Raw genomic sequence first — 23,535 nt, forward strand, 5'->3', positions numbered from 1 at the left:
TTTCTATCGTTTCAGGGCCTCGACGCCCGGCAGGGCGCGGCCCTCCACCCATTCCAGGAACGCGCCTCCGGCGTTCGAGACATAGGTGAAATCTTCATAGGCGCCGGCATGGCGCAGCGCGGCGACCGTGTCGCCGCCGCCGGCGACGGCGACCAGCTTGCCCGCGCGCGCCTGTTTGGCGGCGTATTTGGCCGCTTCCACGGTCGCGGTGTCAAATGGCGTGATCTCGAACGCGCCAAGCGGGCCGTTCCACAGCAGCGTGCTGGCTTCCTCGATCGCCTCGGCGATGGCGTCCACGGACTCCGGGCCGGCGTCGAGGATCATTTCGTTTTGGCCCACGCGGTCGGCGGAGACGGTGCGGCTGGGCGCGTTCGCCTCGAACTTTTCGGCGACCACGACGTCGGCAGGCAGCATGATCTCGCAGCCATGCGTGCGGGCCGCGTCCATGATCTTGCGCGCGGTGTCGGCGTAGTCCGGTTCGTTCAGGGACTTGCCGACATCGATGCCCTTGGCGCTCATGAAGGTGTTGGCCATGCCGCCGCCAATGGCGAGGATGTCCGCCTTTTCGACCAGCGCCATCAGAACGTCGATCTTGGTGGAGACCTTGGCGCCGCCGATCACCGCCATCATCGGGCGCTTGGGATCGCGCAGCACGGTGGAGAGATGGTCGATCTCCCGCGCCAGCGCCTTTCCGGCGAAGGCGGGGAGGTGATGGGTGACGCCCTCGGTCGAGGCGTGGGCGCGGTGGCTGACGCTGAACGCATCCTCCACGAACAGGTCGAACGGTTCGGCCAGCGCCCTGGCGAAGGCCGGATCGTTGGCTTCCTCGCCCTCGTGGAAGCGCAGATTCTCGAACAGCGCGACGCCGCCCTGCATCAGGCCCTCGGCCGCCTGCCGCGCCTCATCGCCCACGCAGTCCGGGACGAACAGGACCGGGGTGTCCAGAAGCTCGGCCAGGACCGGCTGGATCGGGGCGAGGGAAAATTCCTCCGCCCGCTTTCCCTTGGGCCGGCCCAGATGCGAGATCAGCGCGATGCGCGCGCCCTTGTCCTTCAGATAGCGGATGGTCGGCAGCGCGGCCTCGATCCGGCTGGCGTCGGCGACCGCGCCATCTTTCAGCGGGACGTTGAAATCAACGCGGACGAGAACCCGCTTTCCAGCGAGCTCCGCGTCTTCCAGGCGGTGAATCCGGGTCATCGGCCTTACAGGAACTTGCCCATGGCCAGCGCGGTGTCGCTCATCCGCGTGGCGAAGCCCCATTCATTGTCGTACCAGCTCATCACCCGCGCCAGGCGGCCCTCGATGACCTGCGTCTGGTCCAGCGCGAAGGTGGAGGAATGCGGGTCGTGGTTGAGGTCCATGGAGACCAGCGGCTTGGTCGTGTAGGTCAGCACGCCTTTCATCGGGCCGTCGGCGGCCGCCTTGATGGCGTTATTGATCTCTTCGGCGGACGTTTCACGGCCCGCATCGAACACCAGGTCGACCATGGAGACGTTCGGCGTCGGAACACGGACGGAGGAACCGTCCAGCTTGCCGTTCAGCTCCGGCAGCACCAGGCCTACGGCCTTGGCCGCGCCGGTGGTGGTCGGGATCATCGACATCGCCGCGGCGCGGGCGCGGTAGAGATCCTTGTGCATGCGGTCCAGCGTCGGCTGGTCGCCGGTATAGGAGTGGATCGTGGTCATGTAGCCGCGATCAATGCCCACCGCGTCGTTCAGCACCTTGGCGACCGGCGCCAGGCAGTTGGTGGTGCAGGAGGCGTTGGAGACGATCAGGTCGTCGGCGGCCAGGATGTCGTGATTGACGCCGAAGACGATGGTCTTCTCGACATTCTTGGCCGGAGCGGAAATCAGCACGCGCTTGGCGCCGGCGTCCAGATGCGCCTTCGCGGATTCAGCGTCGGCGAAGATGCCGGTGCATTCCATCACCACATCGACGTCCAGCTCGCCCCAGGGGAGGTTCTTCGGGTCGCGCTCGGCCGTGACGCGAATGTCGCCATTGCCGGCGTTCATCACGCCGTCGCCGGTCGTGACCTCGTGCGGGAAACGGCCATGAACGGAATCGTATTGAAGCAGGTGGGCGTTGGTCTCTACGGGTCCGAGATCATTAATGCCGACCACGACGATATCGCCGCGGTTCTGTTCAATCATCGACCGAAGCGCAAGCCGGCCAATACGGCCAAAACCATTGATGGCAACACGTAGCGCCATGAGCGTCTCCCTTGGATCAGGCGGCGCGCAGTCTTACGGAGAATCCGCCGCGCCTCTTAACGATTTGCGCGGGGTTTAACGCGCAGGGGCCGCAAGGTCCATATTGCAGGCGCCGAAAGGGGTGTCAGGGGGAGACGGGACGCACTTTGGACGCGGTCTCCCGCGCCCGTTCCCGCGCAACCTCTATGGTTTCGCCGCGGGCGAGCGCCACGCCCATGCGGCGGCGTTCATAGGATTCAGGCTTGCCGAACAGGCGCAGATCGGATCCGGGAACGCCCAGCGCGTCCGCCACGCCCTCGAAAGCGATTCCCTTCGCATCCACGCCGCCATAGATCACCGCGCTGGCGCCGTACTGGCGCAGGCCGACATCGACCGGCAGGCCCAGAATGGCGCGGGCGTGCAGGGCAAACTCGCTCTGGCGCTGCGTGATCAGGGTGACAAGGCCGGTGTCGTGCGGGCGGGGGCTGACTTCGGAGAACCAGACCCGATCCCCCTTCACGAACAGCTCCACGCCGAACAGGCCGAGACCGCCGAGGGCGTCGGTAACTTTCTGCGCCACGTCCTGCGCCGCCTCGCGGGCGGGTTCGGTCATGGGCTGGGGCTGCCAGCTTTCGACATAGTCGCCGTTTTCCTGACGGTGGCCGACAGGCTCGCAGAACTGGGTCAGGGTTTCGCCTTCCGGCGATTTCGCGCGGACGGTGAGGAGCGTGATCTCGAAATCGAAATCCACCGCGCCCTCGACGATGACCCGCGTCTTCTTCGTGCGGCCGGAGGCCAGCGCGTAGTCCCAAGCGGCGGGGATGCCGGCGGCGGCGTCCACCTTCGACTGGCCCTTGCCAGACGAAGACATCACCGGCTTCACGAACACCGGATAGCCGATGCGGTCGGCCGCTTCCTGAAGCTCCGCCTCGCTGGAGGCGAAGGCGTAGGGGCTGGTCGGCAGGTCCAGTTCCTCGGCGGCGAGGCGTCGGATGCCTTCGCGGTCCATGGTCAGCTGGGTGGCGCGGGCGGTCGGGATGATGGTTGTCAGCCCCTCCGCCTCGATCTCCGCCAGCGTGTCGGTGGCGATGGCCTCGATCTCCGGCACGACGAGGTCGGGCTTTTCCGCGTCGATCAACGCCCGCAGGGCCGCGTCGTCGGTCATGTCGATGACATGGGAGCGGTGGGCGACCTGCATGGCGGGCGCGTTCTCGTAGCGGTCGACGGCGATGGTCTCGACGCCCAGGCGCTGCAGTTCGATCGCCACTTCCTTGCCCAGTTCGCCGGAGCCGAGCAGCATCACCTTTGTGGAGGCCGGGGTGAGCGGGGTTCCGAAACGCATAAGCTAGACCAGTGTCTGCGCCGCTTCCGCGACGGCTTTCGCCGTGATGCCGAAATGATCGTAGAGCTGTTCGTAGGGGGCCGACGCGCCGAAGCCCGTCATGCCGACAAACACGCCGTCCCGGCCGATCCACTGGTCCCAGCCCATGCGGATGGCGGCCTCGACCGCGATCTTCGGCAGGCCCTCGCCCAGCACTTTCTCCTGATAATCCTGCGGCTGCTGTTCGAACAGTTCCCAGCACGGCATGGAGACGACGCGGGCGCCGATGCCTTTCTCGGCCAGCAGCTTCTGCGCCTCGACCGCCAGGTGAAGTTCGGAGCCGGTGCCGATCAGCACGCATTTCTCCTCCAGCCCTTCCTCCGGCGCGGTCAGGACATAGCCGCCGAGGGCGGACATGTTCTTGGGGCGCTTGGTCTGCGGCTGGCGCAGGCAGGGCAGCTTCTGACGGGTGAGCGCCATGACGGACGGGCCGTCCGCATTATCCAGCGCCAGCTCCCAGCACTCGGCGGCCTCCACAACGTCGCCCGGGCGGAACACAGCCACATTGGGCATGGCGCGCAGGGCGGCCAGATGCTCCACCGGCTGGTGGGTCGGGCCGTCTTCGCCAAGGCCGATGGAGTCATGCGTCATCACGTGGATCACGCGCTGCTTCATCAGGGCCGCGAGGCGGATGGACGGGCGGCAGTAATCGGAGAACACTAGGAAGGTGCCGGAATAGGGGATGACCCCGCCATGCAGCGCCATGCCGTTCATCGCCGCGGCCATGCCGTGTTCGCGGACGCCGTAATGGATGTAGCGGCCGGAGAAATCATCCGGCGTAACCGACTGCATGTCCTTGGTGCGGGTGTTGTTGGAGCCGGTGAGGTCGGCCGAGCCGCCGATCATTTCCGGCACGGCCGGGATCAGGGCTTCCAGCGCGGCGCCGGAGGCCTGACGGGTGGCCATGGCCGGGGCTTCGGTCGCCATTTTCTGCACATGGTCGCGGATCGCCTGACGCCAGCCTTCCGGCAGGCGGCCTTCGATGGCGCGCTGGAACGCATCCTTTTTCTCGTGACCGTTCAGGCGCTGTTCCCACGCTTCGCGGGCGGCGCGGCCATGCCCGCCGACCTCGCGCCAGGCGTTCAGAACGTCGTCCGGCACTTCAAACGGTTCATGGTCCCAGCCCAGATTCTTGCGGGTGCCGGCGATTTCCTCATCGCCCAGCGGCGAACCGTGGGTCGAAGCCGTGCCTTCCTTGGTGGGCGCGCCAAAGCCGATTTTGGTGCGGCAGGCGATCATGTTCGGCTTGTCCGACTCCATGCAGGCGGCCAGCGCGGCGCGGATCTGTTCATGGTCGTGGCCGTCGACGCTCTGCACGTTCCAGCCCGCAGCCTCGAACCGCTTCACCTGGTCGCCGGTCTCGGCCAGCGAGACATCGCCGTCGATACAGATGGAATTGTCGTCGAACAGGACGGTCAGGTTGCACAGCTTCATATGGCCGGCCAGGGAGATCGCCTCGTGGCTGATGCCCTCCATCAGGTCGCCGTCGGAGGCGATGACGAAGGTGCGGTGATCGACCAGATCGTCGCCGTAGCGGGCCTTCATCAGGCGCTCGGCCATCGCCATGCCGACCGCGGTGGAGATGCCCTGTCCCAGCGGGCCGGTAGTCATCTCCACGCCCGGCGTGTCGCCATATTCCGGGTGGCCCGGCGTCTTGGAGTGCAGCTGGCGGAAATTCTTCAGATCGTCCATCTCCACGCCCGGCACGCCGGTCAGGTGGAGCAGGGAGTAGAGCAGCATGGAGCCGTGGCCCGCCGAGAGCACGAAACGGTCGCGGTCCGGCCATTGCGGGTCGGCTGAGTCGTATTTAAGGAAGTCGCTGAACAGCACGGTCGCGACATCGGCCATGCCCATCGGCATGCCGGGGTGACCGGAGTTGGCTTTCTGCACAGCGTCCATGGAAAGCGCGCGGATGGCGTCGGCCATGCGGCGGCGTGTCGTAATTTCGGCCTTATTCATGTGATGCTTTCGCCCCTGCCTGGATCAAAACGTCTTTTCAACGCCGCAGCGCCATGACTAAGCTTGCTTGAAGGAATGATGACGGATTCGCACGATTCCTCCGAACGTGGTCTCGAACACGCCGCACAGCGCCTGGACCAGGCGCTGTCCAGACTCGAGTCACGCTTCGTGACATTGCTTGAAAGCGGGGCCAGTCAAGAAAGGCAAGCCCCGGACGCTGAATTGGCTGAAGCCGCCGCCAACGCATCGCAGGTTCTGGCCGGCGCCATAGAAGAGGTGCAGGCCGCGATCCGGGAGGCCGGGGAGGCCGCGCGCAATGGCGAAGGTTGATATTGTCGTCAACGGGCGCTCCTTCGCTGTCGGCTGCGAACCGGGCGAGGAAGAGCACCTGAAATCGCTGGCGCGGCATTTCGATTCACATGTGTCGCGGCTGGCCGAACGCGTGGGACAGATCGGCGATTTGCGGCTGTTCCTGATGGCCGCGCTGGTGGTGTCCGACGAACTGGCCGATGCGGCGCGCGAGAACGAGGCGCTGCGCGGCAAGGCCAGGGACGACGGAGACGGTAATGCCGCGGCCGAAGCCCTTATCAAGGCGGCGGAGCGGATCGAGGCCCTTGCAGATCGCGCGGAGAAAACCCCTTGAGCAATCGCCCTTCCGGCCCCACATTCCGCTATGGCGGCGTCTGCGGTTCGCGTGATAGGCCACCATCTCAGCGACCGTACCTATCTCTATAGGGAGCTGTCACTGCCCGGGGCCGTGGCCCCTTGCAAACGGCGCCCACCTGGTTAGCCAGGTCCTAGAGAAGGTTAGGCCGAAACGGTCCTCGCGGAGCCGCCGCATGTTTTCGCTTTTCAGACCCAGCAAGAAGTCGCTCCGGCGCAAGATGAAAGTCCTGCGGGACGAGGCTGCGCGCTCCGACCCCGGGGCGGGGCAGCGCTTGCTGGAGCATTTCCCGCAAGGGGCCTGGCCGTCCATCGGCGACGTGGTGGCGGCCTATCACCCGCTTCCCGGCGAGATCGACCCGCTGCCGCTGCTGGCGATGTTCGCCTGCGAGGGCGCGACGACCGCGCTGCCGGTGGCGGAGCCGGAGCGGACGCTGAGCTTCAAGATATGGAAGCCGGGCGATCCGGTGATCCGTGGACTGTTCGGCGTCGATACGCCGGCGGAGGACGCCGACAAGGTGACGCCGGATTTCCTGCTGACCCCCATGCTGGCCTTCGACGCCAAGGGGCGGCGGCTGGGCTATGGCGCGGGGTTCTATGACCGGGCGCTGCAACGCCTGCGCGCCGAGCATGCGGTGACGGTGATCGGCCTGGCCTATGAGGCGCAGCGCGTGAAGCGCGTGCCGACCGAGGCGCATGACCAGAAAATGGACTGGATCCTGACCGAGCGCGCGGCTTACGAGACGCATTGATGCCCCGCTACAAGCTGACAGTCGAATATGACGGCGGGCCGTTCGCCGGGTGGCAGCGTCAGGAAAACGGGCCGTCCGTGCAGCAGGCGCTGGAAGAGGCGGCGCTGAAGCTGGATCCCGAAGCGTCGGAAGTTTACGGGGCGGGGCGCACCGATTCCGGCGTGCATGCGCTGGGTCAGGTCGCCCATGTCGATCTTCGGAAGGACTTGCCGGACGACACGGTGCGCGACGCGCTGAACGCGCATCTGGGACGCAGCGCGGTGGCGGTGCTGGCGGCCGGGCGGGTCAGCGATGAGTTTCACGCCCGGTTCGACGCGACAAGCCGGTCCTATCTCTATCGTCTGGCGGACCGGCGCGCGCCGCTGGCGCTGGATCGTGGCCGGGTGTGGCGCGTGCCGCGGAAACTGGACGCGGCGGCGATGGACGCGGCGGCGCAGGTTCTGACCGGCCAGCATGATTTCACGACTTTCCGGGCCGCGCTGTGCCAGGCGAAATCGCCGGTGAAGACGCTGGACGCCATCGCCGTGCGGCGCGTCGGGCCGGAAGTGCACATTTCCTGTTCCGCGCGGTCCTTCCTGCACCGTCAGGTGCGCTCCTTCGCCGGGTCGCTGGTGGAGGTGGGGATCGGCAAATGGAGCGCGGACGATATGCGCGCTGCGCTGGAGGCGATGGACCGGACCGCGTGCGGGCCGGTGGCGCCGCCGGACGGGTTGTATCTGGTGCGGGTCGACTACGCCTGAACGGCGGAGCCTGACAGCATGTAGGCCAGCCCCAGCTGCGCCATCAGCCACAGGATCAGGGCCAGACAGGCCCCGCCAATGGCCAGCGACCACGGCGCGTCCAGCGCGCCGATGGCGGCCCGGCAATGGGCGAAGACTACCAAAAGGAAATAGAAGCTGGTGGTGGAGTAATGCGCCTCCGCCGAGACGAGGCCGGCCAGAAGGGGCAGGCCGATCACGGTGTGGACCATCAAAAGGAAGAGTAGCGTCCAGTTATGGACGACGATCCAGGGCGCCAGCGAGTCCCTCAGGCCGAACGCGCCGGTGAACAGGCGCGCGACCAGCGGGAAATACAGCCACATGACGGCATAGAGCGTGACCGCGTAGCCAAGACCGGCCGTGCGGGCCTGCGCCGGATCTTCGGCCAGCGCCAGAACCAGCTTGCTCTGGATGATCAGGACCAGCGCGAAGAAGGGAACGCCCCAGACCGCGGCCAGGAAGGAGCGCCAGAGGCCGCGTTCGGACACGTCGAAATGGGCGCGCCAGTCTTCCTTGAAGCTGAGCATCGCCACGACGCCCGCCAGATGCTGGCGCAAATCCGCAATCACGCCGGGCGGCTCCCGAATTTGTCGAAATAATCGATCAGGATGCGGGTATAGATGCGGGTCAGGGTTTCCATGTCGTCCAGGCTGACGCGCTCGTCGATCTGGTGGATCGTTGGATTGGTCAGGCCGAACTCGGCCACCGGGCAGACATCCTTGATGAAGCGGGCGTCGGAGGTGCCGCCGCTGGTCGAAAGCTCCGGCTTGCGGCCGGTTTCCGCTTCGACGGCGCGTTGCAGCAGGTCCGTATAATCGCCTGGCTGGGTCAGGAACGCTTCGCCGGAGACGCGCAGATCCAGCTCCATCCTCACGCCGGTCTCTTTCTCGACCGCTTTGGCTTCCTTCTCCACCCATTTGACCAGCTCATCGCCCTTGTGGGCGATGTTGAAGCGGACATTGAACATGGCGCGGGCCGCCCCCGGGATGACGTTGTGCGCCGGATTGCCGACATCGATGGTGGAGATTTCCAGATTGGACGGCTGGAAGTCCTCCGCGCCCTCGTCCAGCACGCGGCCGCGCAGGCGGTCCAGCAGGTCGAGGAGGGCGGGAACGGGGTTCTTCGCCTTGTGCGGATAGGCGACGTGGCCCTGCACCCCCACGGCGCGGATGGTCCCGTTGAAGCTGCCGCGGCGGCCATGCTTGATCATGTCGCCCATGGCGGCGGGGTTTGACGGCTCGCCCACCAGGGCGTGGTCGATCTGCTCCCCCGCCTTCACGACGGCGGGCAGCAGCTTGCGCGTGCCGTCAATGGCGGGGCCTTCCTCATCGCCTGTAATCAGCAGGCTGATGGACCCCGCGGGCTGGCCCTTGGCGTCCAGATAGCGGGCGCAGGCGGCGACGAAGGCGGCGATGGCGCCTTTCATGTCGGAGGTTCCGCGCCCCCACAGGACGCCGTCATGGATTTCGGCGGCGAAGGGCGGATAGGTCCATTCTTCTTCCGGGCCTGTGGGCACGACGTCCGTATGGCCGGCAAAGCAGAAATTGGGCTGGTCGGAGCCCAGCCGCGCATACAGGTTTTCCACATCGCCAAAGCGGTGACGCGTGAAGCGGAAGCCCATCTGGCTGAGCGCGTCCTGCAGCGCCTCCTGCGCGCCCTCGTCGCGCGGGGTTACGCTGGGCTTGCGGATCAGCGTCTGCAGGAAGGGAATCGGGTCGGTCAGGTCCTGTGTCACGCCCCATCCTTAGCGCGCCTTCCCGTCCAGTCCCATAGGCCGCAAGTCCGGACTGCACCCACAACATGTCGTTTCCTGTGGATAGGCCTGATCCGGTATCTTGTGGTATAAGGGCTTTCGGCTACGATATTTTGTGAGAGCGGGGTGATCCCTCACCACCGCGAACACAACATCTTGGGGTAAAGGAGAGGACGATGGCTTGGACCGATGAGCGCGTAGAGACGCTTAAGAAGCTCTGGACCGAAGGTCTGAGCGCCAGCCAGATCGCCCAGAAGCTGGGCGGGGTAACCCGGAACGCCGTGATCGGCAAGGTTCACCGGCTGGGCCTTTCAGGCCGCGCAACGCCGTCGCGCCCCGTGCGCCGCCCGGCGAAACCGGCGCAGCGCGTCAAGCGCGCCCCGGCAAGGCCCGCCGCGCAAACCGCGCAGCCGGAACGCGAAACCGCGCCCAAGCCCGTTCCGGTGGAGGCGCAGAAGCTGCCCAGCGGCGAATACGCCACGGTGCTGACGCTGAACAATCACATCTGCAAATGGCCGATTGGCGACCCGGACGATTCGGAATTCCGCTTCTGCGGCCGCAAGGCGGGCCAGGGCTCGCCCTATTGCGAGGCGCACCAGCAGATGGCCTACCAGCCGGCCAAGAAGCGCCGCCGCAAGACGCCGGACGCGGACTCGCTGCTGAACTCGCTGGCCTCCCGCCGCGCCAGCTAGACGGCCAGCCGAAACAAACAGGGGGGAGCGGGTATGGGCGCGTCAGGAGGCTGACGCGCCCATGTTTTTATTCATGCCAAGTAGGCCAGGAGCTTGCTTATGGAGCGCAACATGAAGCGAGAGAACGCACTGCTCATCTGTTTTGGTTTGATGTTTCTTGCTTCATGCCAGCGTGTTGAGAACGGTTTTGTCGTGCGTGATCCGGAAGGCGTGGTGGCGAGCGCTGAATTGCGGGTCTGCGGCAAGCATCAGCCGCTTTCTGAATCTCAAGGCGTTTTCAGCACGCACCTTGGAATCACTTGTGAAGGCTCGGGCGATATCCGGGTTCGTCTCAAGAATGGCAGTGAAACGACATGTCTGGTCGGATATGTCACGCCGGGTTTAAAGCAATCGCTCGAATATAAGATCCAAGATGGTGTGTGTGCCGGTATCTCAGGAATTTGACGCGCCCATGTCCAGGGCGTAGCCGGCGGAGCGGACGGTGCGGATGGGGTCGTTGCGGCCCTCGCGCTTGAGGGCCTTGCGCAGGCGGCCGATATGGACGTCCACGGTGCGCGCCTCCACATAGACGTTAGAGCCCCAGACCGCGTCCAGGAGCTGCTCGCGGGAGAAGACCCGTCCCGGGTTCTGCATGAAATAATCCAGCATCCGGAATTCGGTGGGCCCGAGATGGATTTCCTCGCCCGCGCGCTTCACGCGGTGGGCCACCCGGTCGATCTGCAGGTCGCCATAGGTGACCGTGTCCTCGGCCAGGCCCGGCCGGATGCGGCGCAGCACGGCCCGGATGCGGGCGAACAGTTCGGTCATCGAGAAGGGCTTGGTGACATAGTCGTCCGCGCCGGTGTCCAGCCCGCGCACGCGCTCGGCCTCCTCGCCGCGGGCGGTGAGCATGAGGATTGGCACGTTGCGGGTCGATTGCCGGTTGCGCAGGCGGCGGCAGACCTCGATCCCCGAGAGCTTGGGCAGCATCCAGTCCAGGATGATGAGGTCCGGCGTCTCCTCGGAGACCATGGTCATCGCCTCTTCCCCGTCCGGGGCGAGGCCGACGCGATAGCCTTCCTTCTCAAGATTATATTCCAGAAGAGCGGCGAGGGATTCCTCGTCCTCCACGATCAGAACATAAGGATCCATCAGCTACGCTCCCCTGGCTCTTGGCCTAATCCTCTTCCGGCTCCGGGCCGGCTTCGACGGTGTTGGTCTTGGGACGGTCCTTGGCGAGGTTCTCGCCGGTGACCACGAAATAGATGACCTCGGCGATGTTCGTGGCGTGGTCGCCGATGCGCTCGAGATTCTTGGCGATGAACAGGAGATGGGTCGCGCCGCTGATCATGCGCGGGTCTTCCATCATGTAGGTCAGCAGCTCCCGGAAGAGGCTGTTATAATGTTCGTCGATCTCTTCATCGCTGGTCCACACGTCCACCGCCTTGTCGACATGGCTGTGGGCGTAGGCGTCCAGAACGTTCTTGAGCTGCTGGCTGACCGCGCGGCCCATCTGGTCGACGCCGCGGGCGACGGGCAGGGCCTCGGCCTCGCTCAGCACGCGGCTGCGCTTGGCAATGTTCTTGGCCAGATCGCCGATGCGCTCCAGGTCGGCGGAGATTTTCAGGGCGGCGAAGGTGGCGCGCAGGTCGCTGGCCATGGGCTGGCGCAGCGCGAACAGGCGGATCACCTTGCGCTCCAGATCGGCCTGGGCGTCATCGACGCGCTGGTCGCGCGCAATGATTTCACGGGCCAGTTCCGGATCGCGGCGAATGACGGACTGCACGGAGTCCGCGACCATGGATTCGGCCTGGCCGCCCATCCGGGCGATGTCGGCGGAGAGCTGTTCCAGCTCTTCCCCGAAGGATTTGACGATATGTTCGGACATGATCTTCTAACGCTTTCCTCTAGCCGTAGCGGCCGGTGATATAATCCTGCGTGCGCTCGTCCCGGGGCTTGGTGAACATTTCCTCGGTCGCGCCGGATTCCACCAGCTTGCCCAGATGGAAGAAGGCCGTTTGCTGCGAAACGCGCGCGGCCTGCGCCATCGAATGGGTGACGATGATGATGCAGTAATTTTCCCGCAGCTCGTCGATCAGCTCCTCGATCCGGGCCGTTGCGATGGGGTCCAGCGCCGAGCACGGCTCGTCCATCAGGATGACTTCCGGGGAGACCGCGATGGCGCGGGCAATGACCAGGCGCTGCTGCTGGCCGCCGGAAAGACCGGTGCCGGGCTGGTCCAGACGGTCCTTCACCTCTTCCCACAGTCCGGCGCGGCGCAGCGAGTTCTCGACGATTTCCTCGAGTTGGTCGCGATTGGCTGCAATGCCGTGGATCTTCGCGCCATAGGCGACATTGTCGAAGATCGATTTCGGGAACGGATTGGGCTTCTGGAACACCATGCCGACGCGGGCGCGCAGCGGAACGGGATCGACGTCCTTTTCATAGATATTCTGGCCGTCAATCTCGATCACGCCGGTGGTGCGGGCGGTGTCGATGGTGTCGTTCATGCGGTTGATGGTGCGCAGGAACGTCGACTTGCCACAGCCGGACGGGCCGATCAGCGCGGTCACGGTGCGGTCGGGTATGTCGACCGCGACATCGAACAGGGCCTGCTTCCCGCCATAGAAGACGCTGACGTCGCGGGCGCGGACCTTCATGTCGCGCTTCGGCTGCACGCCGTGGGTCGGGTTCTCCTCCATCGCGGCTCTCAGGCCCTTGGGAGGCTGTATGCCCTCCGCCGGAGTCGGGGTGTCGGTCATGGGCTGGTCTCTATCCATTTCTACCATCTGCGTTCGAAGCGCCGGCGCAACAGAACGGCGATGGCGTTCATCACGATCATCAGCGACAGCAGGACGATAATCGCCGCCGCGCTGCGCGCCTCCCAGGCGCGTTCGGGGTTCAGCGCCCACATATAGATCTGCACAGGCATGACAGTGGACGGGTCGGTAAATGTGTTGGGCGTGTCGGCCACGAAAGCGACCATGCCGATCATCAGAAGCGGCGCGGTTTCGCCCAGCGCCTGCGCCAGACCGATGATGGAGCCGGTCATGATGCCGGGCATGGCCAGCGGCAGGACGTGGCTGAATACGGTCTGGGTGCGCGAGGCGCCAACGCCCAGCGCCGCTTCCCGGATGGAAGGCGGCACGGCCTTCAGCGCGGCGCGCGAGGAGATGATCACGGTGGGCAGCGTCATCAGCGCCAGCACCATGCCGCCGACCAGCGGCGCCGATCGCGGCATGCCGAAGAAATTGATGAAGACGGCCAGGCCCAGAAGGCCGAACACGATGGACGGCACGGCGGCGAGGTTGTTGATGTTCACCTCGATCAGGTCCGTCCAGCGGGTGCGCGGGGCGTATTCTTCCAGATACAGGGCCGTGAAGACGCCCACCGGAACGGCCATGAACATGGTCACCAGCATGGTCAGGATGGAGCCGACAAGGGCGCCCAGAACGCCGGCCAGCTCCGGCTCCCGCGAGTCCGTATTGGTGAACAGATAGGTGTTGAAGCCGCGCGTGATGACGCCCGCGTCGCGCAGCGTCTCCGTCCAGACGATCTGCGCGTCGCTGATGAGCCGGTTGGCCTCCGGCGTTTCGAGAACCAGCAGCGAGGCCTCGCCCGCGCCGGCGGCGAACGGGGTCAGGATTTCCGCCTGCGCCACGTCGCCCTGCAGGCCGGTGATGCGGGCCGCGCCGTCCGCGAAACGCACGATGACGCTGGGATCATCGATCCCGAAACCGAAGCCCTCTTCGCCCGCTTCGGACTGAATGGCGTCCAGCAATGCGGGATTCAGGCGGAGGCTGGCGGCCCCGTCATCGGCCAGCGCCAGCTGCGCGGCGCCTGCGTTCCTGACGCGTTCAATCCCGGTGACCTGTCCCTTCAGATAGCGGTCGACATCGTCGGAGACCGGAATGGTGTGGGTGGTCTGCCGGTCCAGAAGCGAGGGATTATCCAGCACGCGGTTCATCAGGCCGGAGGAGGAAACGCTGGTATAGAGGCCAAACAGCTCGCGGAGCTGGCTGCGCTCCTCGATCTGCGGGAAGCGGTCGCGCATGGCGTCCTGCATCAGGCCGGCATATGAGCCGCGGCGCACGGCGGCCTCGAATTCCGGCGAGCCGGGAAGCGCCTGTCCCACGCCGGGCGCGGCGCGCGATGCGTCCAGATCGACATCGAGCGTGATTTCCCATGCCGTGAAAGCCGGGGCGGCCTGCATGGCGATGCTGCCGATCAGGGTCGCCAGGGCGGCCAGCGCCAGAAGAATGGCGGATAGGCCATAGAGACGGAAACGCTGTTCCGCGCGGTGACGCTTCTTCAGGCGCGCCTCGACGGCCTGCTTGATCGATATGTCTTGCGCGGCGTCAGTCATATTTCTCGCGGTATTTCTGGACCACGCGCAGCGCGATCACGTTCAGGCACAGCGTCACGATGAACAGCACCAACCCCAGCGCGAAGGCGGCCAGCGTCTTGGGGCTGTCGAATTCCTGGTCGCCGGTCAGCAGGGTCACGATCTGCACGGTGATGGTGGTCACCGATTCAAACGGATTGCCGGTCAGCTTGGCGGCCTGACCTGCGGCCATGACCACGATCATCGTCTCGCCGATGGCGCGGGAAACCGCCAGCAGGACCGCGCCGACAATGCCGGGCAGGGCGGCGGGAAACACCACCTGGCGGATGGTTTCTGACTTGGTCGCGCCCATCGCATAGGCGCCGTCGCGCAGCGATTGCGGCACGGCGTTGATGACGTCGTCGGAAAGCGAGGACACGAACGGAATGATCATGATGCCCATGACCAGGCCCGCCGCCAGCGCGCTTTGCGTGGGCACGCCAAAGCCCGCCGCCTCGCAAATTGCGCGGATGAACGGCCCCACCGTCAGCAGGGCGAAGAAGCCGTAAACCACGGTGGGGATGCCGGCGAGGATTTCCAGAAGCGGCTTGAACACCTTGCGCTGGGTGCGCGTGGCGTATTCGGAAAGATAGATCGCCGCGTACAGGCCAATGGGGACGGCGACGGTCATCGCGATGGCGGTGATCAGGAACGTGCCGGCGAACAGCGGGATGGCGCCGAACGCGCCGGACTGGCCGACCTGGTCCTCGCGCAGGGCGATTTGCGGGCTCCATTGCAGGCCGAACAGGAATTCGATCGGCGAGACCGCCGAGAAGAAGCGCAGAGATTCGAACAGCAGCGACAGGACGATGCCGAGCGTGGTGAGAATCGCGATGACGGAGGAGAGCAGCAGCACGCCCTTCACCACGGTTTCCACGCGGTTGCGCGCCCGCAGCGTGGTCGAGACCTGCGACTGGCCCAGATAAAGGCCAGCGCCGGCGATCGCCAGGGTCAGCAGGGCGACGACCCAGGTGGCGATGCGTGTCAGGCCGGCGATGCGGTCGGCCATGTCCATGTGCAGGGCGGAGGTGCGGCTGGGCTGTTCGCCGAAGGCCAGGGCGCGCGCGTCGCGCATGAACAGTTCAATCTGTTCGGGCGGGGCGCTGGCGACATTGGCCGGCAGGCTCTGCATCGCCGCCATGTCGATCAGCGGCGTGCCGAACACGGCGTAGAGCATCAGCAGGGCAAAGGCGGGCAGCCCGGTCAGGATCGCGACATAATAGCCGGAATAGCTGGGCATGGAGTGAAGGCGGGAAGGCGCGCCGCCGGCCACCGTCATCGCCCGCTCGCGGCCCCGGTAATAGGCGGCCGCAGTGGCGACGAGCAGTATCAGCGCGACAATATGGGAAACCGACATGCGCGGGTCCTGGCTCGACGTGCAGAATCACTTGGCTGCGAGCCATCTGATCGCCCGCGCTTAGAGGGCTTATGACGGTTACATGACAGTTTGATGAAACCGGGCGGTCAGTCTGCAGTTTGCGGTTCGGCGGCCTGTTTCCCCGCCGCCGCGGGCGCGGCGCTTCCGGCAAGCGGCGCGCAAACGGTGAAGACCGCGCCGCGGCCGGGCGCGCTTTCGACGGAGAACCCGCCGCGATGCCGCGTGGCGACGTGTTTTACGATGGCCAGTCCCAGCCCGGTTCCCTTGCGGTCCTCGGCCTTGCCTTCCTCGACCCGGTAGAAGCGTTGCGCCAGGCGCGGCAGGTGCGCGCGCTCTATCCCCGGCCCCTGGTCGCGAACCCGTATGACGCCCACCGCGCCTTCGGAGGAAGGGCTGACGATGGTCATGCGGCCCGATTCCTCGATCAGCCGGCCGCCGGGGCGGATCGCGTCATAAGGCGAATCGCCCACGGCGATTTCCACGGTCACCGTGGCGCCGCCGGGGGAATATTTTATGGCGTTGTCGGCCAGGTTCTGGATCACGGCCATCAGCTGGTCGCGGTCGCCGGTGACCGTCACCGGCGTTTCCGGCGCGTCCAGCCTGAAGGAGACGCCGCGATCCGCCGCGATGGGTTTGAGCGTGTCGAGTATGTCCTTGGCGATCTTGCCCAGATCGACTTCCTCCGACGGGGCGACGTGCTCGTTCATCTCGATCCGGCTGAGGGACAGCAGGTCATTGATGAGGCGGCGCATCCGGTCGGTCTGCGATTCCATGATGGACAGGAAGCGGTCGCGCGCGCCCTCGTCATGCCGGGCATGGCCCTTCAGCGTCTCGATAAAGCCCGACAGCGAGGCCAGCGGCGTGCGCAATTCGTGGCTGGCGTTGGCCAGGAAGTCGGCCCGCATCCGCTCGGCGCGCTTGGTGGCGGTCTCGTCATGGAGAAGCAGCATGGCCAGGCGCTGACCGCCCAGCTTCTGGGGCAGCGGATTCACGAATGCGCGGACATGACTCTCATAAGGCGCATTGGCGCTGTATTCGACCGGGGGCGGGGTGTCGCCGTCCAGCGCCGCGGTTATGGCCTCCAGAACTTTCGGCTGGCGTATCAGGGAGGCGATATTGCCGCCGTCGCGCGACAGGCCCAGGAAGTCGCGCGCGGCGCGGTTGGCGCGTTCGATTCGTCCGCCCTGTCCGATCAGCAGGACCGGGTCGGACAGAAGCTCCACCATCGCCGCGGCGGTGGCGTCGGCCTCGGGGGAGGGCAGGGATTCCGTTTTCTCCGGCGCGGCGGCGATTTCACGCGGGCTGCCGGCCAGCAAATAATAGATCGCCGACAGCGCGCACAGCGCCGCCACCGCGGCCACGGCGTTCGCAATCGCCACCGAGCCGGACATGGTCAGCAGGACAACGGTCAGCGCGCCGATCCCGGCGGTAACAACGATATCGCGGCCGCGGGCCGGCGATTTTTTCATGAAATCCTGACTCATACGCATCCAGACACGGTGTGACTCGCATCACTTTACCAGATTGACGGCCCTGCGAAGCGCGAACATGCGCCCCGTCAGGCGCGCCAAGGGATTATTACAGATTTGTCATGTTGAAAAACAGAAAGAATTTGTTGGTAGTCGCTATAGATTTAGCGTTTTTCGATAAAAATTTCTTGACTCACGGATCGCCCGATGCAAAACCCTGAACAACACCAAAACGACCAGACGACAGAATGCTGAAAATACTCCTCACCGCCGCCAGCGGCGCCGTCCTTCTTTCCGCCTGCGCTACCATGCAGGGCGCGGACACCGACCTGGCCCAGCCTGAAGCCGCCCCGGCGGAATGGGCCGCCGTTGACGCGGCGACGCCGCCGACCGGCGACTGGGTCGGCGCGTTCAATGATGCAATCCTGACCAGCCTGATCAGTGAGGCGGTCGCCAATAATTACGATATCGCCGCCGCCGCCGCCCGGGTGGAGCAGGCGCGCGCCCTGTCGGTGCAGGCAAACGCCCAGCGCCTGCCCACGCTGGACGCCGATGTGGGCGCGACCGGAACGTCCGCGGAAAACGCGGCGACAGGACGGCGCAATGAATCGACCTCCTACAGCGCCGGCCTCAGCGCCAGCTGGGAAGCCGATGTCTGGGGCCGCCTGTCGGACCAGGCCCGCGCCGCCGCGACCGATGTCGAAGCGAGCGAGGCCGATCTGGAGGCCGCCCGCCTTTCCATCGCCGGGGCCGTGGCCCAGCGCTGGTTCGAACTGATCGAGGCGCGCTTGCAGACCGATCTGGCGCGCCGCGACGTTGAAAACCGCGAACGCTCCCTGCGCTTTATCGAGCGGCGCTATTCGCGCGGCGTTTCGACCAGCCTGGACGTGCGGCTCGCCCGCTCCGCGCTGGCCTCCAGCCGCGCGCAGCTCTATTCGCAGATCCAGTTTGAAGATTCCGCGGCGCGCGCGGTCGAGGTCCTGCTGGGCCGTTATCCGGGCGCAGAGCTGGAGGCCGTGGCCTCGCTGCCGGACCTTCACGCGCTGCAAGGCGCCGGGGCGCCGGGCGAACTGCTGGTCCGCCGGCCGGACTTGCGCGCCGCCGAGGCGCGGCTGACATCCGCCGGCCTGCGCGCCAGCCAGGCCCGCAAGGCCCTGCTGCCGCGCCTGACCCTCAACGGCACGGCCGATCTGGGCGGACCGGACATCGAAGACCTTCTGGACGTTGATACGCTGGTGGCGCGCCTGATCGGCAATGTCGCCCAGCCGATCTTCCGCGGCGGTTCGCTGCGCGCGGAAGCCACCCGCCAGGAAGCGGTCGCGCGCGAGCGTCTGGCCAGCTACGCCAATGCCGCGCTGTTCGCGTGGCAGGAGGCGGAGAACGCGCTGGAAGCTGAAATTCTGCTTGCAGACCGCGAAGCGGCGCTGGAAGAGGCGGCCGAAGAAGCCGCCCGCGCCGAGGAGCTGGCCGAGCGCCAGTACAATAACGGTCTGCGGACCATTTTCGATCTGCTGGACGCGCAAGCGCGGCGGATCACATCTGAAAGCCAGTATCTGACCGCCTCCCGCCAGCGCGTTTCCAACCGCGTGCAGCTTTATATGGCGATCGGCGGAGACTTTAACGTGCCCGCGAATGAGCAAGACGAGGCGCGCCAATCCGAGGAACAAAGCTCATGATCCTGAGAAGAATTCTAGTCGTTGCCGCCCCGATCGGAATCATCGTGCTGGCCATCGTGGGCATTGCGGCCCTCGGCGCGCTGCGCCCGGAGCCCGAACAGACCCAGGAGGTCCGCAAGGGCCTGGCCGTATTCACCGAGCCCGCCGAGGTTCGTGACATCGCGCTGACCGTGGATGCGCAGGGCGAGGTTACGCCCCGCCGCGAAATCGAACTTGTTCCGGAAGTTTCCGGCAAGCTCGTCTATGTCGATCCGTCCTTCACCGAGGGCGGCTTCTTCGAGAAGGGCGAGGTTCTGATGCGGGTCGATGACTCCAATTACCGGCTGGCGGTCACGCGCGCTCGCGCCGCGGTCGCCGAGGCGCAGCAGGCCCTGACGCGCGAACGCGCCGAAGCGGATCTGGCGCGCGCCGAGTGGGAAGAGATCGGCGAGGGCGAAGCCTCCGCCCTGGCCCTTCGCGAACCGCAGATGGCGCAGGCCGAGGCCGCGCTGGCTTCCGCGCAGGCCACGCTCAGCGAGGCCGAAATCAATCTGGGCCGGACGCAGATCCGCGCGCCGTTTGAAGGCCGCGTGCGCACCAAGATGGCCGATATCGGCCAGTACGTGACGCCGGGCCAGAGCCTTGGGCAGATTTTCTCGACCGATCTGGTGCAGATCCGCCTGCCGCTCACCGACTCCCAGCTGGCGCTGGTCGATCTGCCCCTGGCCTTTGAAGGCACGGACAGCAATCTGGGCCCGCAAGTGAAGTTCGCCGCGCATATTGCCGGCGGACGGCATGAGTGGACGGGGCGCATCGTGCGCACCTCCTCCGCCATCGATCCGACAACGCGCGCGCTCTATGCGATCGCGGAAGTCCAGGATCCTTATGGCGCGGGCTCCGACAATGGCGTGCCGATGGCGGTTGGCCTGTTCGTGGACGCCGCGATCCAGGGCCGCCAGATCGCCAACGCCGTGGTTATCCCCCGTGAGGCGCTGAGAAATGGCGAGCATGTCTTTGTCGTGAGCGATGACGATACGCTGGATATCCGGCCGGCCCAGCTCATTCACTCCAGCCCTGACAACGCCGTCCTTGCCGGCGGCGTGGCCGAGGGCGAGCGCGTGGTGGTCTCGCCGATCCAGACCCCGACCGACGGCCTGCGGCTCGACCCGCTGAGCGTGGAGGGCGAAGGCGTTGACGTGCAAGAGGAAGACGAAGCCCAGGACGATGTCAGCATCGCGCGGGCCAATGATGGAGAACCCACCTGATGAGCCCCGCAACGGTCAGCCATAAAGGCATCTTCGCCTGGTGGGCGCGCAACCCGGTCGCCGCCAACCTCCTGATGTTCGTGCTGCTGATCGGCGGCGCCATCAGCTTCATGCAGATGGAGCGGGAAGTCTTCCCGTCCGTGCCCTGGAATGGCGTGTCCGTTTCCGTGGCCTGGCCGGGCGCCTCTCCCCAGGACGTCGAGGAGCAGATCCTCGTACGGATCGAGGAGGCGATGGCCGATCTCGACGGGATTGAGGAAATCACGTCGACCGCCCGCGAAGGGTCGGGCTCGGTCAATATCGAGGCCGAACGCAGCGTCGACATGACCGCCTTCATCGACGAGGTGAAGCTGCGCGTCGACTCCGTGAACAATCTGCCGCCCAGCATCTACCCGCCGGTGGTGTCGCGCTGGAAAGCGCAAAACCAGTTCATCGGCCTGGTGCTGCACGGCGATGTTGAGCGCCGGGTGCTTCAGGAAGTGGCGCGCGATGTCCGCGACGAGGTGGCCCAGCTGCCCGGCGCCTCGCTGGCGCAGGTCAATGCGACCATCCCGGAAGAAGTCTCGATCGAGCTGTCCGAGGAGGCGCTGCGCCGTTACAACCTGACCTTTGACGAAGTCGCTCGCGCCATTCGCGCGCAGTCGCTGAACTCGTCCGGCGGTCAGGTCCGCACCGATCTTGGCGACGTGCCGCTGACCGCGCGCAATCTCGCCGACACCAAGCAGGATTTCGAAACCATCATCATCCGCCAGACTCCCGGCGGCGCGACCATTCGCCTGGGCGATGTCGCCAATGTCGTGGACGGCTTTGCGGACGGCGATATCAATGCCGAATTCGACGGCGATCCGATGGCGCTCATCATGTTGATGACGCCGGAGAAGATGAATGTCGTCGAGACCGCCACGGCGGTCGAGGAATTCGTCGAGAGAAAGGCCGACGATCTGCCGGCCGGGCTGGAGCTGGAGCTCTGGTGGGACGATTCCGAGGCCTATGAAGCGCGCATGGCGACGATTTCCGGCAACGCCTTTCTTGGGCTGGGGCTGGTCTTCATCGTCCTGATGCTGTCGCTGCGTCCGGCGGTCGCTTTCTGGGCGACGGCGGGCATCGCGGTGGCGTTCGCGGGCGGGATCATCTTCCTGCCGGCCATGGGCGTGTCGCTGAACATGCTGTCTCTGTTCGCCTTCCTCCTGGTGACCGGGGTTGTCGTCGACGACGCCATCGTCATCGGGGAGAATATCCATAACGAGGTCGAAAGCGGCCGGCATCAGGGGCTGGACGCCGCGGTGCTGGGCACGCAACTGGTCGCCAAGCCGGTGATCTTTGCGGTCATCACCACGATGATGGCGTTCGCCCCGTGGATGATGCTGTCGGGACCGGAAGTGCAGATGACGCGCCAGATCTCTCTGGTCGTGATCTTCGCGCTGGCGTTCTCGCTGGTGGAATCGCTGCTGATCCTTCCGGCGCACCTTTCGCACCTCAAGCCGACGAAGCCGACTAGCAAGCTGATGCAGTTGCAGGACCGCATCGCCAACGGCCTGGTCTGGTTCGCCCGCAATATCTATCGCCCGGTTGTCGAGCTGGCGCTGAAGCTGCGCTACATCACCATCGCCGTCTTCATGGCGCTGTTCATGCTGGCGATCGGCCTGCAGACGACGGGCTGGCTGGGCTTCAAGTTCATGCCGGACATCGAGAGCGAGTTCATCCAGGTCACGATCGAGCTGCCCGAGGGCACGCCGTTCTCCCGCTCGGAGGTTCTCAAGACGCGTCTGGAAGCGGCGCAGGATCAGGTCGACCAGTACTACAAGAGTGAATATGGCGAAGACTCGGAGATGTTCGTCGGCTCAGCGGTTCTGGCCCTGAACGGCCGGGTCCGCGCATGGATGGAAATCGCCGCGCCGGAAGAACGTCCGGGCCGCAATCTGCCGACTTCGGACGTGTCCGAACGGCTGCGCGAGGCCATGGGTCCGGTTCCGGACGCAGAGGAGATCCGTTTCGACGCGACCTTCTCTGGCAACCAGCCGGAAATCATGTACTCGGTGAACTCCGACAATCTGGACCGGCTGCAGGCCGCCGTCGCGGACCTGAAGGCCCAGCTGGGCACCTATGACGCCGTTTTCGACATCACCGACAATCTGCAGGCCTCCCAGCAGGAGCTGCAGATCTCGCTGAAGCCCGGCGCGCAGGCGCTTGGCCTGACGCTGTCGGACGTCACGCGGCAGGTTCGCCAGGCCTATTATGGCGAAGAGGTCCAGCGCCTGCCCCGCGAAGGTCAGGATGTGCGCGTCATGGTGCGCTATCCGGAGGAAACGCGCCGGGATCTGGACTCCCTGCGTAACCTTCGCGTCCGCACGGCCAACGGAGCGGAAGTGCCGCTCTATACCGTCGCGGAAACGAACTTCGCGCCCTCGATCCAGCGCATCACCCGCCGCGACCGCATGCGGTCGGTGACGGTCAGCGCGGAAGTCGCGGGCGGGTCTGAAAACCCGGTGCGGGGCGATATCTTCAAGGACCTTGAAGAGAATTTCTTCCCGCAATGGACGGCCCGCTATCCCAATGTGACGCGCGGCCAGCTGGGCGACGCCGAAGGACAGGCGGAGTTCATGCAGGAAATCCTGGTGCTGCAACTGGTCATGCTGATCGGCATGTACGTGCTGCTGGCCGTAGCTTTCCGCTCCTACTTCCAGCCCTTGCTGATCATGACGGCCATCCCGTTCGCCACTGCCGGCGCCTATTTCGGACACGTATTGTTCGGCATGCCGCTGGCGCTGTTCTCCTTCTTCGGGATCGGCGCGGCCGCCGGGGTGGTGGTCAATGACAACCTGGTGCTGGTGGATATGGTCAACCGGCTTCGCCAGAGCGGGCTGGGCGCTTATCAGGCGCTGGTCGAGGCGGGCACGCAGCGTTTCCGCCCGATCCTGCTGACCACGGTCACGACCTTTGTCGGGATCATGCCGATCACCGCCGAACAGTCGACGCAGGCCGCGTTCCTGAAACCAATGGTGGTCAGCCTGGCGTTCGGCGTGGTGTTTGCGCTGTTCCTGACGCTGTTCATGGTGCCGGCCCTGTACGCGACCGGCGTCGACATTGCGCGCTTCTCGCGCCGTATGTGGACGGGGCAGCGGCAGCCGAAATTCGGCTCCTCCTGGGAAGAGGAGAAGGAGTTCGCGGCGGTGCCGGAGAAGGACGTCCTCGAGGGCGGTCATACGGCGCCCGCGGAATGAGCTAACGCTCTGACAGACAAGCGTTTCTGGCGCGTCC

Annotated in this window: 21 protein-coding genes and 1 other RNA gene; 10 read left to right on the top strand and 12 right to left on the bottom strand. The window is 65.6% G+C overall.

Translation table 11 applies throughout. The features are described from left to right. Nucleotides 1-3: 3 nt before the first annotated feature. The 4 genes from L338_RS06470 to tkt all read right to left on the bottom strand — a co-directional run bounded on the left by L338_RS06470 (nucleotide 4) and on the right by tkt (nucleotide 5,529). Nucleotides 4-1,197, bottom strand: a complete 1,194-nt coding sequence (locus L338_RS06470) for a phosphoglycerate kinase (RefSeq protein ID WP_022697554.1) — start codon at nucleotides 1,195-1,197, stop codon at nucleotides 4-6. Nucleotides 1,198-1,202: 5 nt separating this feature from the next. Further along, on the bottom strand, nucleotides 1,203-2,210 hold the full coding sequence (gene gap, locus L338_RS06475) for a type I glyceraldehyde-3-phosphate dehydrogenase (RefSeq protein ID WP_022697555.1): 1,008 nt from the start codon (nucleotides 2,208-2,210) through the stop codon (nucleotides 1,203-1,205). A gap of 124 nt (nucleotides 2,211-2,334) precedes the next feature. Next, nucleotides 2,335-3,531, bottom strand: coding sequence for a formate-dependent phosphoribosylglycinamide formyltransferase (purT, locus tag L338_RS06480; protein ID WP_022697556.1), 1,197 nt, complete (start codon nucleotides 3,529-3,531; stop codon nucleotides 2,335-2,337). A gap of 3 nt (nucleotides 3,532-3,534) precedes the next feature. Beyond that, on the bottom strand, nucleotides 3,535-5,529 hold the full coding sequence (tkt, locus tag L338_RS06485; RefSeq protein ID WP_022697557.1) for a transketolase: 1,995 nt from the start codon (nucleotides 5,527-5,529) through the stop codon (nucleotides 3,535-3,537). Nucleotides 5,530-5,604: 75 nt separating this feature from the next. On the opposite strand from tkt, the gene L338_RS06490 reads away from it, so the two are divergent. The 5 genes from L338_RS06490 to truA all read left to right on the top strand — a co-directional run bounded on the left by L338_RS06490 (nucleotide 5,605) and on the right by truA (nucleotide 7,684). Beyond that, entirely contained in the window at nucleotides 5,605-5,859 is a 255-nt protein-coding gene (locus L338_RS06490) for a hypothetical protein (protein ID WP_027068335.1), read from the top strand. Further along, the gene (locus tag L338_RS06495) at nucleotides 5,846-6,172 is read left to right on the top strand and encodes a cell division protein ZapA (RefSeq protein ID WP_022697559.1); all 327 of its coding nucleotides are present in this window, start codon (nucleotides 5,846-5,848) and stop codon (nucleotides 6,170-6,172) included. Before L338_RS06490 ends, L338_RS06495 begins: the two co-directional genes overlap by 14 nt. 34 nt (nucleotides 6,173-6,206) lie before the next feature. Beyond that, a non-coding RNA gene (gene ssrS, locus L338_RS16960) (6S RNA) lies at nucleotides 6,207-6,365 on the top strand. Between the two features lie 3 nt (nucleotides 6,366-6,368). Beyond that, on the top strand, nucleotides 6,369-6,944 hold the full coding sequence (locus L338_RS06500) for a 5-formyltetrahydrofolate cyclo-ligase (RefSeq protein ID WP_022697560.1): 576 nt from the start codon (nucleotides 6,369-6,371) through the stop codon (nucleotides 6,942-6,944). Continuing rightward, nucleotides 6,944-7,684 carry a tRNA pseudouridine(38-40) synthase TruA gene (truA, locus tag L338_RS06505; RefSeq protein WP_022697561.1) on the top strand — a complete coding sequence of 247 codons (741 nt, stop codon included), beginning with the start codon at nucleotides 6,944-6,946 and terminating at the stop codon, nucleotides 7,682-7,684. The genes L338_RS06500 and truA overlap by 1 nt, the downstream gene beginning before the upstream one ends. Here the strand turns inward: truA and L338_RS06510 are convergent. Next, nucleotides 7,675-8,271, bottom strand: coding sequence for a hypothetical protein (locus tag L338_RS06510; RefSeq protein WP_022697562.1), 597 nt, complete (start codon nucleotides 8,269-8,271; stop codon nucleotides 7,675-7,677). The two genes, truA and L338_RS06510, sit on opposite strands and share 10 nt — an antisense overlap. Continuing rightward, the gene (dapE, locus tag L338_RS06515; protein WP_022697563.1) at nucleotides 8,268-9,437 is read right to left on the bottom strand and encodes a succinyl-diaminopimelate desuccinylase; all 1,170 of its coding nucleotides are present in this window, start codon (nucleotides 9,435-9,437) and stop codon (nucleotides 8,268-8,270) included. Before dapE ends, L338_RS06510 begins: the two co-directional genes overlap by 4 nt. Before the next feature lie 194 nt (nucleotides 9,438-9,631). On the opposite strand from dapE, the gene L338_RS06520 reads away from it, so the two are divergent. After that, complete coding sequence (locus L338_RS06520) at nucleotides 9,632-10,147, top strand: GcrA family cell cycle regulator (protein WP_022697564.1); 516 nt, start codon at nucleotides 9,632-9,634, stop codon at nucleotides 10,145-10,147. Between the two features lie 99 nt (nucleotides 10,148-10,246). Then, complete coding sequence (locus L338_RS17325) at nucleotides 10,247-10,591, top strand: hypothetical protein (protein ID WP_152485833.1); 345 nt, start codon at nucleotides 10,247-10,249, stop codon at nucleotides 10,589-10,591. Here L338_RS17325 and phoB read toward each other — a convergent pair. The 6 genes from phoB to L338_RS06550 all read right to left on the bottom strand — a co-directional run bounded on the left by phoB (nucleotide 10,580) and on the right by L338_RS06550 (nucleotide 17,357). Continuing rightward, nucleotides 10,580-11,278, bottom strand: a complete 699-nt coding sequence (phoB, locus tag L338_RS06525) for a phosphate regulon transcriptional regulator PhoB (protein WP_022697565.1) — start codon at nucleotides 11,276-11,278, stop codon at nucleotides 10,580-10,582. The two genes, L338_RS17325 and phoB, sit on opposite strands and share 12 nt — an antisense overlap. A 25-nt stretch (nucleotides 11,279-11,303) precedes the next feature. Then, complete coding sequence (gene phoU, locus L338_RS06530; protein WP_022697566.1) at nucleotides 11,304-12,014, bottom strand: phosphate signaling complex protein PhoU; 711 nt, start codon at nucleotides 12,012-12,014, stop codon at nucleotides 11,304-11,306. Nucleotides 12,015-12,033: 19 nt separating this feature from the next. Continuing rightward, entirely contained in the window at nucleotides 12,034-12,828 is a 795-nt protein-coding gene (gene pstB / locus L338_RS06535; RefSeq protein ID WP_022697567.1) for a phosphate ABC transporter ATP-binding protein PstB, read from the bottom strand. Between the two features lie 80 nt (nucleotides 12,829-12,908). After that, the gene (gene pstA, locus L338_RS06540; protein WP_022697568.1) at nucleotides 12,909-14,492 is read right to left on the bottom strand and encodes a phosphate ABC transporter permease PstA; all 1,584 of its coding nucleotides are present in this window, start codon (nucleotides 14,490-14,492) and stop codon (nucleotides 12,909-12,911) included. Beyond that, on the bottom strand, nucleotides 14,485-15,867 hold the full coding sequence (gene pstC / locus L338_RS06545; protein ID WP_022697569.1) for a phosphate ABC transporter permease subunit PstC: 1,383 nt from the start codon (nucleotides 15,865-15,867) through the stop codon (nucleotides 14,485-14,487). Before pstC ends, pstA begins: the two co-directional genes overlap by 8 nt. 107 nt (nucleotides 15,868-15,974) lie before the next feature. Further along, nucleotides 15,975-17,357 (bottom strand): sensor histidine kinase, encoded by a 1,383-nt coding sequence (locus L338_RS06550; protein ID WP_241762238.1) that lies wholly within the window; start codon nucleotides 17,355-17,357, stop codon nucleotides 15,975-15,977. Nucleotides 17,358-17,605: 248 nt separating this feature from the next. Here L338_RS06550 and L338_RS06555 point away from each other — a divergent pair, with 248 nt between their 5' ends. Genes L338_RS06555 through L338_RS06565 form a run of 3 tightly spaced genes read left to right on the top strand, consistent with a single transcriptional unit; the run spans nucleotide 17,606 to nucleotide 23,498 of the window. After that, a complete protein-coding gene (locus L338_RS06555) occupies nucleotides 17,606-19,033 on the top strand; it encodes an efflux transporter outer membrane subunit (protein WP_022697571.1) in 1,428 nt (475 codons plus the stop codon). Further along, nucleotides 19,030-20,277: an efflux RND transporter periplasmic adaptor subunit gene (locus L338_RS06560; RefSeq protein ID WP_022697572.1), complete on the top strand. Its 1,248-nt coding sequence runs from the start codon at nucleotides 19,030-19,032 to the stop codon at nucleotides 20,275-20,277. The genes L338_RS06555 and L338_RS06560 overlap by 4 nt, the downstream gene beginning before the upstream one ends. Next, nucleotides 20,277-23,498 carry an efflux RND transporter permease subunit gene (locus L338_RS06565; protein ID WP_022697573.1) on the top strand — a complete coding sequence of 1,074 codons (3,222 nt, stop codon included), beginning with the start codon at nucleotides 20,277-20,279 and terminating at the stop codon, nucleotides 23,496-23,498. The genes L338_RS06560 and L338_RS06565 overlap by 1 nt, the downstream gene beginning before the upstream one ends. Nucleotides 23,499-23,535: the final 37 nt, after the last annotated feature.

The sequence above is a fragment of the Euryhalocaulis caribicus genome (genome assembly GCF_000412185.1).
In the GTDB taxonomy this organism is placed as follows: domain Bacteria; phylum Pseudomonadota; class Alphaproteobacteria; order Caulobacterales; family Maricaulaceae; genus Euryhalocaulis; species Euryhalocaulis caribicus.

What these genes read in the sequence shown, in the direction of transcription:
- L338_RS06560 (WP_022697572.1), top strand. Translation starts at nt 19,030, where the DNA reads ATGATCCTGAGAAGAATTCTAGTCGTTGCCGCCCCGATCGGAATCATC.
- phoU (WP_022697566.1), bottom strand. Translation starts at nt 12,014, where the DNA reads ATGTCCGAACATATCGTCAAATCCTTCGGGGAAGAGCTGGAACAGCTC.
- L338_RS17325 (WP_152485833.1), top strand. Translation starts at nt 10,247, where the DNA reads ATGGAGCGCAACATGAAGCGAGAGAACGCACTGCTCATCTGTTTTGGT.
- L338_RS06555 (WP_022697571.1), top strand. Translation starts at nt 17,606, where the DNA reads ATGCTGAAAATACTCCTCACCGCCGCCAGCGGCGCCGTCCTTCTTTCC.
- L338_RS06565 (WP_022697573.1), top strand. Translation starts at nt 20,277, where the DNA reads ATGAGCCCCGCAACGGTCAGCCATAAAGGCATCTTCGCCTGGTGGGCG.
- L338_RS06490 (WP_027068335.1), top strand. Translation starts at nt 5,605, where the DNA reads ATGATGACGGATTCGCACGATTCCTCCGAACGTGGTCTCGAACACGCC.
- pstA (WP_022697568.1), bottom strand. Translation starts at nt 14,492, where the DNA reads ATGACTGACGCCGCGCAAGACATATCGATCAAGCAGGCCGTCGAGGCG.
- pstB (WP_022697567.1), bottom strand. Translation starts at nt 12,828, where the DNA reads ATGGAGGAGAACCCGACCCACGGCGTGCAGCCGAAGCGCGACATGAAG.
- L338_RS06470 (WP_022697554.1), bottom strand. Translation starts at nt 1,197, where the DNA reads ATGACCCGGATTCACCGCCTGGAAGACGCGGAGCTCGCTGGAAAGCGG.
- L338_RS06500 (WP_022697560.1), top strand. Translation starts at nt 6,369, where the DNA reads ATGTTTTCGCTTTTCAGACCCAGCAAGAAGTCGCTCCGGCGCAAGATG.
- purT (WP_022697556.1), bottom strand. Translation starts at nt 3,531, where the DNA reads ATGCGTTTCGGAACCCCGCTCACCCCGGCCTCCACAAAGGTGATGCTG.
- truA (WP_022697561.1), top strand. Translation starts at nt 6,944, where the DNA reads ATGCCCCGCTACAAGCTGACAGTCGAATATGACGGCGGGCCGTTCGCC.
- L338_RS06550 (WP_241762238.1), bottom strand. Translation starts at nt 17,357, where the DNA reads ATGAAAAAATCGCCGGCCCGCGGCCGCGATATCGTTGTTACCGCCGGG.
- L338_RS06520 (WP_022697564.1), top strand. Translation starts at nt 9,632, where the DNA reads ATGGCTTGGACCGATGAGCGCGTAGAGACGCTTAAGAAGCTCTGGACC.
- pstC (WP_022697569.1), bottom strand. Translation starts at nt 15,867, where the DNA reads ATGTCGGTTTCCCATATTGTCGCGCTGATACTGCTCGTCGCCACTGCG.
- tkt (WP_022697557.1), bottom strand. Translation starts at nt 5,529, where the DNA reads ATGAATAAGGCCGAAATTACGACACGCCGCCGCATGGCCGACGCCATC.
- gap (WP_022697555.1), bottom strand. Translation starts at nt 2,210, where the DNA reads ATGGCGCTACGTGTTGCCATCAATGGTTTTGGCCGTATTGGCCGGCTT.
- L338_RS06495 (WP_022697559.1), top strand. Translation starts at nt 5,846, where the DNA reads ATGGCGAAGGTTGATATTGTCGTCAACGGGCGCTCCTTCGCTGTCGGC.
- phoB (WP_022697565.1), bottom strand. Translation starts at nt 11,278, where the DNA reads ATGGATCCTTATGTTCTGATCGTGGAGGACGAGGAATCCCTCGCCGCT.